This window comes from Chitinophagaceae bacterium (assembly GCA_030053935.1).
Taxonomy (GTDB): Bacteria; Bacteroidota; Bacteroidia; order Cytophagales; family JASGCU01; genus JASGCU01.
In genome coordinates, this window is record JASGCU010000026.1 from 9,844 (window position 1) to 26,041 (window position 16,198).

At 30.5% G+C, this 16,198-nt stretch carries 12 protein-coding genes and 1 tRNA gene; 9 read left to right on the forward strand and 4 right to left on the reverse strand.

Annotated features, from left to right (window positions below; genetic code table 11):
• Both QM536_04270 and QM536_04275 read left to right on the forward strand, forming a co-directional pair.
• On the forward strand, positions 1–971 hold a 971-nt coding region (locus QM536_04270), incomplete at its 5' end, for a DNA adenine methylase (protein MDI9356229.1).
• A gap of 21 nt (positions 972–992) precedes the next feature.
• Positions 993–2,069 carry a hypothetical protein gene (locus QM536_04275; GenBank protein ID MDI9356230.1) on the forward strand — a complete coding sequence of 359 codons (1,077 nt, stop codon included), beginning with the start codon at positions 993–995 and terminating at the stop codon, positions 2,067–2,069.
• 143 nt (positions 2,070–2,212) lie between these two features.
• Here QM536_04275 and meaB read toward each other — a convergent pair whose 3' ends face one another.
• Complete coding sequence (meaB, locus tag QM536_04280; protein MDI9356231.1) at positions 2,213–3,199, reverse strand: methylmalonyl Co-A mutase-associated GTPase MeaB; 987 nt, start codon at positions 3,197–3,199, stop codon at positions 2,213–2,215.
• Positions 3,200–3,229: 30 nt separating this feature from the next.
• Entirely contained in the window at positions 3,230–4,906 is a 1,677-nt protein-coding gene (locus QM536_04285) for a glutamine--tRNA ligase/YqeY domain fusion protein (protein ID MDI9356232.1), read from the reverse strand.
• 1,167 nt (positions 4,907–6,073) lie between these two features.
• On the opposite strand from QM536_04285, the gene rpsO reads away from it, so the two are divergent.
• The 5 genes from rpsO to QM536_04310 all read left to right on the forward strand — a co-directional run bounded on the left by rpsO (position 6,074) and on the right by QM536_04310 (position 10,662).
• Positions 6,074–6,349: a 30S ribosomal protein S15 gene (gene rpsO / locus QM536_04290; GenBank protein MDI9356233.1), complete on the forward strand. Its 276-nt coding sequence runs from the start codon at positions 6,074–6,076 to the stop codon at positions 6,347–6,349.
• Positions 6,350–6,436: 87 nt separating this feature from the next.
• On the forward strand, positions 6,437–8,557 hold the full coding sequence (gene pnp / locus QM536_04295) for a polyribonucleotide nucleotidyltransferase (GenBank protein MDI9356234.1): 2,121 nt from the start codon (positions 6,437–6,439) through the stop codon (positions 8,555–8,557).
• 30 nt (positions 8,558–8,587) lie between these two features.
• Positions 8,588–9,457 (forward strand): RNA polymerase sigma factor RpoD/SigA, encoded by an 870-nt coding sequence (locus tag QM536_04300; protein ID MDI9356235.1) that lies wholly within the window; start codon positions 8,588–8,590, stop codon positions 9,455–9,457.
• Between the two features lie 59 nt (positions 9,458–9,516).
• Positions 9,517–9,590 (forward strand) — tRNA-His (locus QM536_04305).
• 370 nt (positions 9,591–9,960) lie between these two features.
• The gene (locus QM536_04310) at positions 9,961–10,662 is read left to right on the forward strand and encodes a hypothetical protein (GenBank protein MDI9356236.1); all 702 of its coding nucleotides are present in this window, start codon (positions 9,961–9,963) and stop codon (positions 10,660–10,662) included.
• Positions 10,663–10,729: 67 nt separating this feature from the next.
• On the opposite strand, the gene QM536_04315 is transcribed toward QM536_04310, so the two are convergent.
• Both QM536_04315 and QM536_04320 read right to left on the reverse strand, forming a co-directional pair.
• A complete protein-coding gene (locus tag QM536_04315) occupies positions 10,730–12,556 on the reverse strand; it encodes an ABC transporter ATP-binding protein (GenBank protein ID MDI9356237.1) in 1,827 nt (608 codons plus the stop codon).
• Positions 12,557–12,958: 402 nt separating this feature from the next.
• Positions 12,959–13,384 (reverse strand): DUF393 domain-containing protein, encoded by a 426-nt coding sequence (locus QM536_04320; protein MDI9356238.1) that lies wholly within the window; start codon positions 13,382–13,384, stop codon positions 12,959–12,961.
• Between the two features lie 318 nt (positions 13,385–13,702).
• On the opposite strand from QM536_04320, the gene QM536_04325 reads away from it, so the two are divergent.
• Both QM536_04325 and QM536_04330 read left to right on the forward strand, forming a co-directional pair.
• Entirely contained in the window at positions 13,703–14,368 is a 666-nt protein-coding gene (locus QM536_04325; GenBank protein ID MDI9356239.1) for an ABC transporter ATP-binding protein, read from the forward strand.
• Positions 14,365–15,282 (forward strand): hypothetical protein, encoded by a 918-nt coding sequence (locus QM536_04330; protein ID MDI9356240.1) that lies wholly within the window; start codon positions 14,365–14,367, stop codon positions 15,280–15,282. The genes QM536_04325 and QM536_04330 overlap by 4 nt, the downstream gene beginning before the upstream one ends.
• Positions 15,283–16,198: the final 916 nt, after the last annotated feature.

Sequence of the window (16,198 nt, forward strand, 5' to 3'; positions counted from 1 at the left end):
CAGGTTCGCAATCTGTTGCATATTTATTCAAACAACTTGGTTTTCAAGTATTTACGAATGACTTTTTCCAATTTAACCATCAAATTGGAAAGTCTTTGATTGAAAACAAAAATCAATTTTTAGACAAACAAGATTTAGAAATATTATTTCAGAATAGTTCACAAAAAGATAATTTCACACTCATTGAAAATGTATATACAGATTTGTTTTTTGAAAAAGAACAAGCCAAATTTTTAGATAATTGTAGGGCAAATATTCAATTTTTAGAAAATGATTACAAAAAATCTTTTGCTATTTCGTTGATAAACAGAAGTTTACAAAGAAAAATAACAATGGGGCATTTTGGACACACGCAGGCTTTGGTGTATGCAAGTGATAAGGAACGAATAAAACGAAATCCAAATTTGGCACGACCTATTCGAGATATTTTTATGGATTTATTGCCTCGATACAATAAATCAATTTTTGATAATGGACAAGAAAATAAAAGTTTTTCAGAAAATATTTTAGACTTACTGCCTAAAATTTTGGGAAACACTTCAATAGATTTAATTTATTTTGACCCGCCTTATTGCGATAGTCACGCAGACTATCAAAGTTTTTACCATCTGGCTGAAACTTACACAGAATATTGGCAAGATAAACAATTTATAAATGGAATTAAAAGATATGAACCACAAAAATTTAGTGGCTTTGATAAGAAAAAAGATGTAATACAATCTTTTCACACACTTTTTAAAATGTCAGAACAAATCCCTAATTGGTTAATGAGTTATAATGACAGAAGTTTTCCAACAGTGCAAGATTTGACAGATATTATCAAGCAATATAAAAAAGTAGAGGTTGTAACAAAAACTTACCAAAATGGTAGAGGCGGAAAAGGAAGTGTAGCAGGAAGTCAAGAAGTATTATTTATTTGTAACCCTAAATTAGTTTTTAATATATCATTTCAAATGAAAAACGAAAAATAGTATTTCAATCATTGGAAAAATTTGTACGAAACAGACCACTTAGAAGATTTTAATTTTAATCTTTCTGCGTTGCTTTGGCTCAAAATAAAGTCTATTACAAGAAAAGAAATTTTACAAAATTTCTTAACTGCAAGTGGTTTTTCTTTAACCGAAAAAGGTTTAAATCAACAATTTGAGGAATTATATAATTTACTTTCAGAAAATTTGGAACAAAATCATCAAAAATTAAATGATTTTATTAGAAGTGAAAACCAATCACAGGAAACTATTTTAGATACTGAAAAATTAGTTTCTGAACTCTATAAATTACGCCATTTTGATTGGGGTGGGGATTATAAAAATCAATTAGATACATTTTTAGTAGATAAGTATGTAAAAGTTTATCAAAATTACGATATTTTACTGTCAAAATTTGATACTGATATTAACCGAGCGGTGCAGGGGTATGTACTTTGTAGTTGGTATAATCATTGGAGTAGTATTTTAATTGAGCATATTTTTAAATCTCATTCAGCAGTTTTGCCAACCGTTGGGCAGATTAAAAAAGTAGATTTTTTTGTAAATGAAGTGCCTTTTGATTTGAAAGTAACCTATTTACCTGCTAATTTTATTGAAAAACAACGAAAATTAAAAGGTTTAAAACCAGAATTAACAGAACTCAAACAAACAGCAAAACAGGCACAAATAACTTTTACTAATCATAGTAAGGCAGATGATACTTACTATGAAATTGTAGAAAAAATGAAAGATAGGAATGATGCTTTTTGTAAAGAAACTTTACAAAATATCAAGCAAATTCGTTTAGATATTTTGAAAGATGTTCAAGAAAATCCCAAAATTTTAATACAAAATTTATATGAAGAACAAGGAGAACTACGTTTTGATGCGTCTAACAGACTTTTTTTGGTTTTGGTAGATACTGAAGACTTTGATAATTCTTGGAAATTAAAATGTAACTTAGAATTATTACGCCCTAATATTCAAACGTATTTGAATAATTTTGGCACTAAAAATATATCTGATTTGAAAATAACTTTTGATTACAAAAATAAAGGGCAATTTACAGCATTAAGCGATATAGTCTTTGTAACAAAATAATTAAAAATCCATACCGTAAAGCAGGTAGTGTTGTAGTATTACAAAAAATAACTGACAAAATACACGTCTCTGAAATATAAAAACCGCCTATAACAGTACCTACAAAAAATAAATAAAAAAAAGAGCATTAACAAGATATCTTTTTATTTTGTATTCTTATAAAAATCAAATATCTTTTTTGCCGCTTCTAGAGGATTCTTCTTTCCCTCTAACACCTCTTTTTCAACCTCTTTATAACGAGAAGATACCATATCCCATAAGTCCTTTTCTAAAAGAAATAAGAGATGTTTTCTCATCAATTCTATAGCTTGCGTTCTCCTCTGGGTAAAGAAAAAACCATTTTCCGTCATCTGCTTTTTATAGTGTGTAATAATATCCCATATTTCTGGCAAACCACTCCCTGATAAAGCAGAACAAAGATGAGCGGAAACTTCCCATCCCGCAGGATGCTTTTGCAGAAACGAAATAACTTGTCTGTATTCTAATAATGTCTTCTTTGCAATCTTTTCCATATCTCCATCGGCTTTGGTTATAACTATCAGGTCTGCCATTTCCATAATACCTTTTTTCATACCCTGAAGTTCATCTCCCATACCACCCATAGTAAGCAAAAGAAAAAAGTCCACTACGTTTTTGATATCCACTTGTGACTGCCCAACTCCTGATGTCTCTATAAAAATATATGAATACCCCGCTGCCTCACACAGCAAGATACACTCACTCGTAGAATATGTGATGCCGCTACTATTTTTACCCGATGGAGAGGTTCTGATGAAAACACGATTATCTTTAGAAAGAGATGTCATTCTCGTTCTATCCGCTAATATGCTTCCCCCATTGAGAGGGCTACTCGGATCTACCGTCAAAATGGCTATTTTCTCGTTTTTTTCTAATATTATTTTTCCAAAGCTTTCTAAAAAAGTGCTTTTTCCCACACCAGGAATACCCGTAATTCCTATTCGTATAGAATTTCCGGTGTAAGGAAGTATAGCATCTAATAATTGTTCGGAAAGTATCTTGTCTTCTATTCTTTCACTCTCTACAAGTGTAATTGCTTTTCCTAAAAAAAACTGATTACCTAAAAGAATTTGGTCTTTCATCTCTAAGAGAGAGATTTTTTTTTTCTCCAACCTGTATCTATCTTTTATGAAAATAATAAATTAAGAAAGACGAACTTTTGCCCACTCATCTTTGAGCGTCACAGTTCTATTAAAGACAAGTTTTTCAGGAGAAGAAAACTTACTGTCTAAAATAAAATACCCTTGTCTTTCTAACTGATAATGAATCCCTGCTTCTGCATTTTGAAAAGAGGGTTCTAATCTTGCATTATGAATGATTTCTAATGACTTAGGATTCAGATAATCTTTCCAATCCTTATTCTCGGGAATATCGGATAGATTTTCTATGGTAAAAAGCTTTTCATACAAACGTATTTCTGCGGGAATAGAATGGGCAGCAGATACCCAAGTGATGGCTGTTTTCACTTTTTTCCCCGTTTTGTCTTCTCCACTTTTACTCAACGGCTCATATCTGCAATATATTTCTTGAATATTTCCATCTGCGTCTGTTTTATAATCCTCACATTTTATTATATAAGCATACTTGAGCCGAACCTCATTGCCGGGAAATAATCTGTAAAATTCCTTCGGAGGATTCAGCATAAAATCGTTTTTTTCTATCCATATATGTTTACTGAAAGGCACTTTTCGTCTGCCCGCACTCGGATCTTCGGGATTATTGATGCAATCCAAATACTCAACATCGGCATCGTAATTCGTGATAATAAGTTTGAGAGGATGGATAATTCCCATTTTTCTCAATGCTGTTTTATTGAGATCTTCTCTGATGCACCATTCCAAAAGAGCAGTATCTATCATATTTTCTCTTTTAGCAATACCTATTTTTTCTGCAAAAATACGAAGAGCATTGGGAGTATAACCTCTTCTTCTTAATCCCGAAATAGTGGGTATTCGGGGATCATCCCATCCATCTACTTTTTTTTCCTCTACTAATTCTAATAGTTTTCTTTTACTCATCACCGTATAGTTGAGATTCAGTCGGGCAAATTCTATTTGTTGGGGTTTATGAACGTGCAATGCCTCTAAAAACCACTCGTAGAGAGGTCTATGAACCTCAAACTCCAATGTACAAAGAGAATGTGTAATACCTTCCAAAGAATCCGATAGACAATGGGCATAGTCATACAGTGGATAGATGCACCATTTATTACCCGTGTTATAGTGATAGGAATATTTTATACGATATATCCCTGGATCCCGCATGTGCATATTTGGATGTGACATATCTATCTTTGCCCTTACAATTTTAGAACCCTCAGGGAAAGCACCTTGTTTCATTTTGTCAAACAAATCGAGATTATACTCCACACTTCGATCTCTATAAGGGCTATGTTTCCCCGTAACCGTAGGAGTTCCCTTATATTTTTCAGCAAATTCCTCTGCACTCAAATCATCTACGTATGCTTTCTCATTTTTTATGAGAACAACAGCGTATTCATACAGTTTCTCAAAATAATTGGAAGCATAAAAGACCCTTTCTCCCGGCTCAAAGCCCAACCACTTTACATCTTCTTTAATTCCTTCTACATAATCTGCATTTTCAGATTCCGGATTCGTATCATCAAACCGCAGATGACATACTCCTTTATGTCTCTCTGCCATACCAAAGTTCAGACACATGGACTTTACATGACCTATATGTAAAAAACCATTCGGCTCCGGAGGAAATCGCGTATAAACACGCTTTACTTTCTGTGAAGATAGGTCTGATTGGATAATATCATCAATAAAATTATTCACTTCTTTTTTCTCTTCCATATTGTGTTTCTTTTATCTGTGCTTAATACTCTGTTATTATGTTTATTATTAATATAAAATATCCCTTGCGCTTGTGAAAGACACATCTTCTCTCTTCTTTTCTGAATAAAAAATACCTGTTCTATTATTTTTATTGCTGATAATTACAGAAAACAGAAGCATTATAATATGTTCTATTTAACTTTTTCAAATTAACTCACAATTGAAAACCTGTGTTTTATTTTTTTATGCTCCCATTTGACAAAAATATACATCATTATAACAAATATCTTAATTATTTGGCAATAATGTCTCTTTTTTTGAAAATGAGTTAAAAAAATATGCAAGAACTTTGAATTTGAATCTATCCCACATTCACTTTGCAAAAATTTTTAGAAGGTTGGAAAAGTTTTGAGTATGTCCTGGTAGCAGATGTGCTATTCATTGAAAATATATGCAAATAGGTACCATAAAATTTTTAATGTACTATCTCTTTTATAAGAACCATCATTTTATTGTAAGAGAGTTAGGGGTGAAAACACCATATGAAGCACTAGAAAAATGGTATAAAATGAAACCAGAATTATTTATAAAAACTTCCCAAGAATTTAAAGAATCTATCGTTCATTGGGTATATAAAAATGTACCAACAGAAGAAATATTAAAACTACCCACATAAAATTATAAGGTTTTTTGCTATAAAATTATTCATTAACAAATAGTAACATTTTTTTTTCGTTTTTTTTAAATAAAAATTCAAAAAAAAATATAATTTTAGAAAATTCAAAAAATAAATGTTTTATATTCAATGGTTGGTTTATTTTTTTGAAATAACGTTAGAAATATAACACATTAAGAATTTAGATAACTATTTATATAGACAATCATTTTAGAACTCTTCTAAAAACAAATAAAAATGAAATGAACTTCAATACCATAGTATTGGCGAAAAATTAAGATATTCGTTTTTAGGATTTTAATTCGCAACGGTCTCGAATTATCTATTTTATTTTATCTATTTATTCAAGAAAAAAGATATTTATTTAATTTTAATATAAAATAAACACAAAAAAACATTGTTTTTATGTATTATTTTGTTAAAGTATAAAATATTTAATAATATTGTAAATTAGTTAGTAACACATCTATTTAAAATCATTTCATATATTGTAAATTATTAAAATAAAAATGTATATCACAACAGAAAAAAAGCAAGAACTATTTGAAAAGTACAGCCCTTTAAAGAAATCTCGTGATACAGGATCATCAGAATCACAAATAGCATTATTTAGTTATAGAATAAATCACTTAACAGAGCATCTAAAAACGCATAAAAAAGACCATTCCACGCGATTAGGACTTTTAAAGCTGGTAGGAAAAAGAAAACGACTCCTAACCTATCTTAACAAAACAAATATAGAAAGATACAGAACAGTTGTTACAGAACTCAATATTAGAAAATAAATACTCATTTTAGAATTGCAAAGTATCTTTATTGTCATTTACAATACAATAAACTCATAAGCAATAGCTAAATAAATACCTAAAAATATGTACCCGAATTTTATAAGTAAAACCATTGTATTATCTGATGGTAGAGAAATATCCATAGAAACAGGAAAGTTAGCAAAACAATCAGATGGATCAGTAGTAGTAAAAATGGGAAAAACCATGCTATTAGCCACAGTGGTGTGTAATAAAGAAGCTAAAGAAGGATCTGATTTTTTACCATTATCGGTAGATTATCAAGAAAGATTTTCTGCAGCAGGAAAAATACCGGGTGGATTTTTAAGAAGAGAAGGGAAGCTTTCTGACCACGAAGTATTGATAAGTCGCCTTGTAGATAGAGCAATTCGTCCACTTTTTCCTGATGACTTCCATGCAGACATACAAGTAAATATTTATCTTATATCATCCGATCCTGATGTAATACCTGATGCTTTAGCAGGACTTGCTGCTTCCGCAGCACTTATTATTTCTAATATTCCTTTTTTAGGTCCTATTTCAGAAGTACGTGTTGCTAAAATAGACGGAAAATATATCATAAACCCGAATAGAATAGAATTAAAAAATGCAACTTTAGATTTTATGGTTGCAGCTTCTTTAGAAAATATATTAATGGTAGAAGGCGAAGCAAAAGAAATAAGTGAAAAAGAAATGTTAGAATCTATTCAAATAGCACATGAAGAAATTAAAAAACATTGTATTGCTCAAAAAGAATTAGAATCTCTTTTAAATAAATCCATTAAACGAGAATATTGTCATGAACAAAAAGATGAAACTATTCTACAAGATATACAAAATAAACTGTATACAAAATGCTATGAAGTAGCAAGAAAAAACATTACAAATAAAAATGAAAGAGCAGAATCTTTTGCAAACATCAAAAAAGAATATTTAGAATCTTTTCACGAAGAAAGAGAAATAAACGAGGGGCTTGTTTCTAAATACTTTCATAAAGTAGAAAAAGAAGCGATTCGTAACTATGTTTTAGAAAATAGAAAAAGAATAGATGGTAGAAATCTTGATGAAATCCGCTCTATATGGAGTGAAATTGATTATTTACCAGCTGCGCATGGTTCTTCTATTTTTACAAGAGGAGAAACACAATCTCTTACTACTGTTACATTAGGAACAAAATTAGACGAACAAATGATCGATGGAGCAACTATATCCGGTTATTCTAAACTTATGCTTCATTATAATTTTCCGGGATTTTCAACAGGTGAAGTAAAACCTAATAGATCCCCTGGAAGACGAGAAATAGGTCATGGTAACCTTGCACTTCGTGCATTAAAAGCGGTTATCCCATCCGATGAAGAAAACCCATATACGATAAGAATTGTTTCTGATATTTTAGAGTCAAACGGTTCTTCTTCTATGGCTACAGTATGTGCTGCCACTCTCGCTTTGATGGATGCAGGAGTATCCATCAAAGCACCCGTTGCTGGAATAGCTATGGGAATGATATCCGATGCAAATACTAAAAAATATGCAATACTTTCTGATATCTTAGGAGATGAAGATCACTTAGGAGATATGGACTTTAAAGTTACGGGAACAAAAAATGGTATAACCGCATGCCAAATGGATTTAAAAGTAGAAGGATTAACCTATCAAGTATTAGAAGAAGCATTGGAGCAAGCAAAACGCGGAAGATTATTTATATTAGATAAAATAGAACAAACTATTAGTAAACCACGACCAGATCTAAAACCACACGCACCCAGATCTACGAAAATTTTTATAGAAAAAAACCAAATAGGTGCAGTAATAGGTCCCGGCGGAAAAGTAGTACAGGAAATTCAAAAATCAACAGGAGCAACCGTTGTTATAGAGGAAGGCGAAACGCACGGAATAGTAAATATCTACTCAGTAAACCAAGATATTATGGATAGAGCCGTTTCAAGAGTAAAATCTATTGTAACATTACCAACAGTAGGAGATGTGTATGATGGAAAAGTAAAAAATATACAATCTTTTGGAGCTTTTGTAGAGTTTTTACCAGGAAAAGAAGGTCTCCTCCATATTTCCGAAATAACATGGGAACGATTAGAAAATGTGGATAGTGTACTAACTATTGGGGAAGAAATAAAAGTAAAACTTATAGAAATAGATAAAAAAACAGGAAAATACAAACTTTCTAAAAAAATATTATCTCAAAAAAAATAAAAATAAACATATTTGGCACATTAATTTTCTATGAAACAAATTAAAATTAATAAACAAATTACTAATAGAGATAACCAATCTATAGACAAATATTTGCAAGAAATAGGAAAAGTTAATCTTATATCTGCCGATGATGAAGTAGAACTAGCTAAAAAAATTAGACAAGGAGATAAGCAGGCACTAGAAAAATTAACAAAGTCAAATCTTAGATTTGTAGTATCTGTTGCAAAACAGTACCAAAATCAAGGGTTATCTTTAGGAGATCTTATCAGCGAAGGCAATGTAGGACTTATAAAAGCGGCTGAAAGATTTGATGAAACAAGAGGTTTTAAATTTATATCGTATGCGGTATGGTGGATTAGACAATCTGTTCTACAAGCATTAGCCGAACAATCCCGTATAGTTCGACTACCTCTGAATAAGGTAGGATATGTAAATACTATATCAAAAGCAGTTATAGAATTAGAACAAAAATTAGAACGAGAACCTACCATAGAAGAAATAGCAGACAAATTAGGTAGTACTATTAATGCAATAGAAATTACAGAGACGTATAAAATGTCTAATAAATATATATCTATCAATGCACCTTTTTCACAAAAAGACGATGGATGCCTTTTAGATGTATTAGAAAATACTAGTCAAGAAAAACCAGATGCTTCTCTCATAAATGAATCTTTAAGAAAAGAAATATCTTTTTCTTTAACAACCCTCAATGAAAGAGAATCAGAAATAATTATTTTCTTCTTTGGCATAAATGGAAATCCACAGCTTACCTTAGAAGAAATTGCTGATAAAATGCAACTTACAAGAGAACGTGTAAGACAAATAAAAGAAAGAGCAATAAGACGATTAAGGCACAGCTCTCGTAGTAATGGATTAAAAAACTATTTGGGTTAACTAATTCTATTGTGAAAATATTATACTCACTATCTATAACAACATTAATAAAAAATATGGTGGACGTAGCTCAGCTGGTTAGAGCTTTAGATTGTGGTTCTAGAGGTCGTGGGTTCGACCCCCACCGTTCACCCATTTTTTATTTCATAAAAAAAAAACACCTATATTTTTATATAAGTGTTTCTTTTTTATATAGCTGCATCACTGAACCTATTCCCATACCACCAATAGGAACTTCTAAAATAGTTATCCTGAACGAAGGAAATTTTGGAAAATCAAACAGTAGCATATCCCTTTTTGATGTAAAAACAAAAAAAATAATTCCTGATATTTTTCAAGTAAAAAATAAAAGACCATTAGGTGACGTATCCCAATCTATATACTTTGATTCAGAAAATTCAAAAATATATGTAGTCGTAAATAATAGCAATAAAATAGAAGTTCTAGATACAACATTTAATAGTATAAAAACTATACAAGAGAATCTGTCTAACCCACGCTATATGATGCGAAAAGGAAATTATTTATACATCACTAATTGGGGGAAATATACAGCTAATTATGATTTAGATAGCTCTTATCTTTTAGTTGTAGATGTTATGAACTATACGTTTGTAGCCAAAATACAAACAGGAAAAGGAGCTGAATTTATCATGTCTTCTTCAAATTCCAACGTTATTTATATAAGTAATTCATGGACAAATACTCTTTCTATTATAAATATAAATACTTTCTTTGTGATAAAAACATTAGAAGTGGGAGATAGACCTGCACAGATGATAGAAAATGGATCTGCTATATGGCTACTCTGTTCTGGAGGATTTGACAGCCAATATAACCCTAAAAATAATGCTTCTTTTTATAAAATATCTAATACAGAAGCTACTAAAATAATAGATATCGGGGAAAATACTAACAAAAAAATTTTTATGGATGTAGAAAATCAAAAAATCCTTTTTACAGCAAAAAATACTCTCAAATCATTGAATATGATGGATAATAGTATTGCAACAAAACTTGCTCCACAAAATATAACCGTGAGTAATTTTGCTTATAACCCATTAGAAAAAATTATATATTTCGTAGACCAAAAAGGTTTTAAAGCCAATAGCGTTATATATAGATACGGATATGATGATTCTCTCTTAATAGATTCCTTTGAGGCGGGTATTGGAACGAATAGTTTTATATTTTTTTACCAATAAAAAATACCCTCTTAATAAACAAAAACTATAAAAATTACTTTGTATTATTTTTTAATAAAATATCCTCCTACAAGGTTTGCATTTGTATTAATTTGCAATAATATCCATTTTTAGCCATAAGTTCTTGATGGGTTCCTCTTTCTATAATCTGTCCTTCTTGAATAACTAAAATATCATCTGCATTTTGAATAGTACTAAGGCGGTGTGCGATGACCAAAGAAGTTCTATTTTTCATCAGATTAGAGAGAGCCTCTTGGACGAGTTTTTCAGATTCTGAATCCAATGCAGAAGTAGCTTCATCTAAAATAAGAATGGAAGGATTTTTTAAAACTGCACGGGCAATACTAATTCTTTGCTTTTGCCCTCCTGATAATTTTATTCCTCTATCTCCAATATAAGTATTGTATTGATGTTCTGTTTGCATTATAAAGTCGTGAGCATTTGCGATTTTTGCTGCATGTTCTACTTGTTCTTTGGTAGCGTTTTTCATTCCAAAAGCGATATTATTAAAAATAGTATCATGAAATAATATAGATTCTTGATTTACAATACCCATTTGTTCTCTCACAGAATGAATGGTGTAGTGCATTAGAGGGTTGTCGTCTATAAGAATTTTTCCTTCACTCACATCATAAAATCGGGGGATGAGGTCTGATATAGTAGATTTCCCTCCCCCTGATATACCTACTAATGCCACAGTTTTCCCTTTTTCTAATTTAAAACTTATATCTTTTAGTACCAAATTAGCGTTGTATCCAAAAGAAACGTTTTGAAATTCAATAGATTTTTCAAAAAAATGGAGAGGGATGGCATTTGGGGTATCCGCCATACTTGGTTTGGTGTCAATAATTTGGAATACTCTTTCCGCAGCTGCAAGTCCTACCTGAATACTCGTAAAAGAATGTGAAATCGTTTTCATTGGTCCTAAAATCTGAGAAAAAATGACTAAAAAACCAATAAAAGCAGCTGGACTCATAAATGAGGTGTCTTTCAAGATAAAATTACCACCTACTAACACAATAAGTAAAACCGTGCTTACTCCCATAAATTCAGAAATTGGAGAAACCAAATCACTTCTTTTTACCACTGCTATGGTCTTATTGGCATAAAATTTTATTTCGTCTATAAATTTTTTAAAAATGAAATCGTCTGCATTAAATGCTTTTACGATACGAATAGCTCCTAAACTTTCATCTAACACTACATTCATACCTGATAAAGCTTCTTGTCCTTTTGCTGCTTCTTTTCTCAAACTTTTACCGATATGAGAAACTAAAAGAGCCGAAGCGGGTATGAGTAATAATACTATCAGCGTGAGAGACGAGGAAATGAGAAAAAGAGTAATGAAATAACTTATGATAGTGGCTGGTTCTTTGAAAATAGTTCTAAAAGTATTTACAACGCAATATTCTACGGCAGATACATCAGAAGTTACCCGAGCAATAATATCTCCTTTTCGTTGATTTGCAAAGTAAGAAAGAGGGAAGGAAAGGATATTTTTATACAAATGTGTTCTCAGGTTTTTTATTACTAATGCTTGTATCTTTGCTAATACTATGGAAGAAAAATATCGAAATAGGTTGGTTAAAAAAACAGAAACAAAAATTATCCCACAAACAAATTGCAATGCCCCAAATTTTCCATAATCTTTTATTATACTATACATAGTATAATGAAAAATATCTTGAAAGTAATGTACACTCCAAGAAAATTCGGGTTTGGCACTTAAAAAATAAGATGAAGTATCTGTAGAAAAAAGAACATTCAAGAGAGGAATGAGAAAAGTGAGATTAGCAGTATTAAATATTACCGTACCAATAATACATAGTAAATATTGAGGTAAATAACGCCTGTATGGACGAGCATACGATAGAACTCTTAAGTATAGTTTCACTATTTAAAAAAACTTGGTTTAATAAGATGAATAAAATGTTTTTAGAGAAAATAAAAAATTTTAGAATGTTGTATTTGTTTGGATACACTTTTTTAAGAACATACTATTTTGTAAAAGTATTGTTTTTTTATGAAGTACTACTAAAAACTAAACAAAGAACCCTTATATTTTACTTTTTTTGTAACTATTTAGCATTTTATGAAAAAATTACTATAAACAAAATAATAATTTAGCATATTTGTATACAATATAAAAAAGGAATTACCTGAAAATATATTAGATATAAAAGCATGTATTGCTTAACTTGTACAAAGAATTTCAGGATCTAATGGTAATTTCTACATAACTACGAATATCTTTTAGAACCTACTTTTTTTAAGAGTATTTTTCTATCTTGGTGAGTTATAATATTATTTTTTCTTGTATTTTTGTATCGGGTATTGAGCATTTAGTGTTTTTGAATAATTTTTTTCTTATGAGAGCAATTGTATCATAACAAAAATTTGATATAAAAGAGGGAATTATATGAAGTATATAAGAAAGGCATTTATATCTCGGTAATTGGGATAATATTATTTCTATTGCTTGGCTTTTTATCCAATACGTATCGTTCTTTATGAGTACAATAGTGTACTGAGGCAGTGTGTAAAGATTCATTTCTTGAACTATTTTTGTTCCTAAAACGGATGTATTAGAAACAAGGGTAAAGATATTGTTCGTGTCCGTTATTGCTAAAAAAAGTGCTGTTTTATTGCAAAAACCACATTCTCCGTCAAATATGACGTAATATTTTTCAGCAATTTTGTTTTTCAATTCTTCTGCTTTCATAGTTTTTCTCTCTTTTTATTATGTTTATTTGCTCTTAACAACATTTAGATGAGTGAAATGTATTGTTTATTAAGGTTTCAAACTTTTCCACCAACGTAATGAGTATAAATAGTACGAGTATTCGGAGAATATATCGTTTTATATGTTTGTATCATTTTTAGTAAGTTCAAAATTAAGAAAAATTTCAACTTATATCAAAAATAACCAAAATAAATATTATGTTATTATTTTATTTTTTTATTATTATAAATGCTATTAGGAGCGTTATTTTTTATCAAATAGTTTATTTTACAAAAAAATAAGACACAACACATTATTATGACACCGATTCTCAAGCTCACAGATATTTCAAAAATATATGTAACGAATAATCAAGTTTTAAAGATATTGGATTCCATATCTATTGCTTTGTATAGCGGGGACACATTTTCTATTGTAGGTCCATCGGGAAGTGGTAAGACGACTCTTTTAGGAATATGTGCGGGATTAGATAATCCTTCTTCAGGAACAGTAGAATGGAATGGAGTGCAGATTAATACATTAACTGAGGATAAAAAAGCGTTTCTCAGAAGCCAGTCGGTAGGTTTTATTTTTCAAAATTTTCAACTTTTACCGACCTTGAATGCTTTGGAAAATGTAATGATACCTTTAGAATTACAAGGGAAGTATACAAATAAAAAAAAAGCAATAGATCTTTTAGAAAGAGTGGGATTAGGGAAAAGAATACACCATTATCCACTGCAATTATCGGGTGGTGAACAGCAAAGAGTGGCTATTGCAAGAGCGTTTATTCACAATCCTTCCATCTTGTTTGCAGATGAACCAACGGGAAATTTGGACACAGAAACAGCGGAAACGGTAGAAAATATTCTCTTTGAACTCAATAAAGAAAATAAAACAACGCTCGTTCTGGTAACTCATAATAAAGAACTCGCACAAAAAACCTCTCAAATCATTACTCTCAAAAATGGAAAAATGGTATGAGCAACATAATTGCCTCCACTCAATCTATACTCAAAGGACATAAGGACTGTGTTTATAACCTCTCTAGATTTACTACGGAAACAAACTTTATTTCATGCGGAGGAGACGGGTTAGTCATAGAGTGGGATATTTACAATACAGATATGGGGAAACTCATTGCTACTACTAAAAACTCCATTTATGCGATACATTTCATAAAAGAAGAATGTTTACTGATCATTGGTGAAAATAATGTAGGGCTTCGTTTTATTAACATAAAAACAAAAAAAGAAATCTCTTTCTTACCTATTCCTGGTCAGCTTATTTTTTGTATCAATTCTTATCAATCACATCTTTTTGTGGGGACGAGTAGTGGGGAACTGTTTGTTATACACAAAGGCAGTTACACCATAGAACACGTTCTATGGAATAGTCATAAAAGTGCAAGAACCATTGCAATAAACCCTTTGAAAAACCATATCATTATTGGATATAGCGATAATTTTATACGTATTTTTGAAATGTATTCTTTTCAACTATTATACGAAACAGAAGCTCATAGTAATTCTGTATTTGCAGCCAAATATTCGAATGAATATTTATTTACAACGAGCAGGGACGCACATATAAAAATATGGGATACTGCTCATTATGCCTTACAAAAGTCCATTCCCGCTCACATGTATTGCATAAATGATATAGATTTCTCTCCTGATGGCACATATTTTGCAACGTGTAGTATGGATAAGTCGATTAAAATATGGAATGCAAAAAATTTTCAATTAATCAAAGTGGTAGACAAAGAAAAACATACCTCTCACGGAAATTCTATAAACCGAATACTCTGGTTTACACCACATACTCTTATAAGTGCGAGTGATGACCGCTCTATTCTTATATGGGATATACATTTTTATGCTTTGCAAACCATATAATTATATAAGATTGTTAAGGAAGCATAGAAAGTTCATTATGTGAGTGTAAAACTCATAATTTTAAAGATCTCTCATTCATATTGTACTTTTCAATAGCATTTATCTTTTCTTTTAAATCTCGAATCCACTCCAAAAATTCCTTTTGACAAAATTGAGTTTTAAAACTATTGATAATCAAATAGTTACAAAATTATAAATGAATCAAAAGTGATTTCTCGGAGTGGACTCAAAATTAAGAATTTTCTTACGGACACTCAGTAAACAACATGAATATAAAAATGGAAACTGTAAAGCTGTAGGGGAAGGATTCGAACCTTCAAAAAGAAAAAATTAACTATAAACTACTAAATAATTAACTTATTCTCCACCTCCGAGACAGGGAGGCATGTCTACCAGTTTCATCACCCTACATTATAATCCTAAACATAATAAAAAGGCAAATTACTCTTTTTTCTCAATTGTAATAGAATTTTGTAAATGTTCTCTCAAGAAACATAAAAATATCGTAATTATTTAGCAAGTATTAATAGATTCTGGAATTCTTTGTAAAAGATGTGTAATAAATGCTTTTATATCTCAATATATTTTCGGGTAGTTCCATTTTTTGAATATTTTGCGCAAATAGACTACGTTATTATCTCAGCTTAGGCAAAAATATAATAAAATTTCATTCCTTTATATTTTAAATGTTAATAAACTTTACACTCATGGAATGGTATCATTTTGAAGAAAATGTTTGCTTAAGGGGAGTTATTAATATCGTGGTTTAGAGCTCGTAGAAGGATTAGTCAAGAGAAACTCCCATTGTATGTGATTTTTTTAAGTGGATATACCATACACGGAAAGAGAGGCAGAGGATGCATAGGATTCTTGTAAAAGTCAAAACAATAATAAAAAAGAAAAAAAATTATCATAA

What these genes read in the sequence shown, in the direction of transcription:
- QM536_04285 (MDI9356232.1), bottom strand. Translation starts at nt 4,906, where the DNA reads ATGGAAGAGAAAAAAGAAGTGAATAATTTTATTGATGATATTATCCAA.
- rpsO (MDI9356233.1), top strand. Translation starts at nt 6,074, where the DNA reads ATGTATATCACAACAGAAAAAAAGCAAGAACTATTTGAAAAGTACAGC.
- pnp (MDI9356234.1), top strand. Translation starts at nt 6,437, where the DNA reads ATGTACCCGAATTTTATAAGTAAAACCATTGTATTATCTGATGGTAGA.
- QM536_04300 (MDI9356235.1), top strand. Translation starts at nt 8,588, where the DNA reads ATGAAACAAATTAAAATTAATAAACAAATTACTAATAGAGATAACCAA.
- QM536_04310 (MDI9356236.1), top strand. Translation starts at nt 9,961, where the DNA reads ATGATGCGAAAAGGAAATTATTTATACATCACTAATTGGGGGAAATAT.
- QM536_04320 (MDI9356238.1), bottom strand. Translation starts at nt 13,384, where the DNA reads ATGAAAGCAGAAGAATTGAAAAACAAAATTGCTGAAAAATATTACGTC.
- QM536_04325 (MDI9356239.1), top strand. Translation starts at nt 13,703, where the DNA reads ATGACACCGATTCTCAAGCTCACAGATATTTCAAAAATATATGTAACG.
- QM536_04330 (MDI9356240.1), top strand. Translation starts at nt 14,365, where the DNA reads ATGAGCAACATAATTGCCTCCACTCAATCTATACTCAAAGGACATAAG.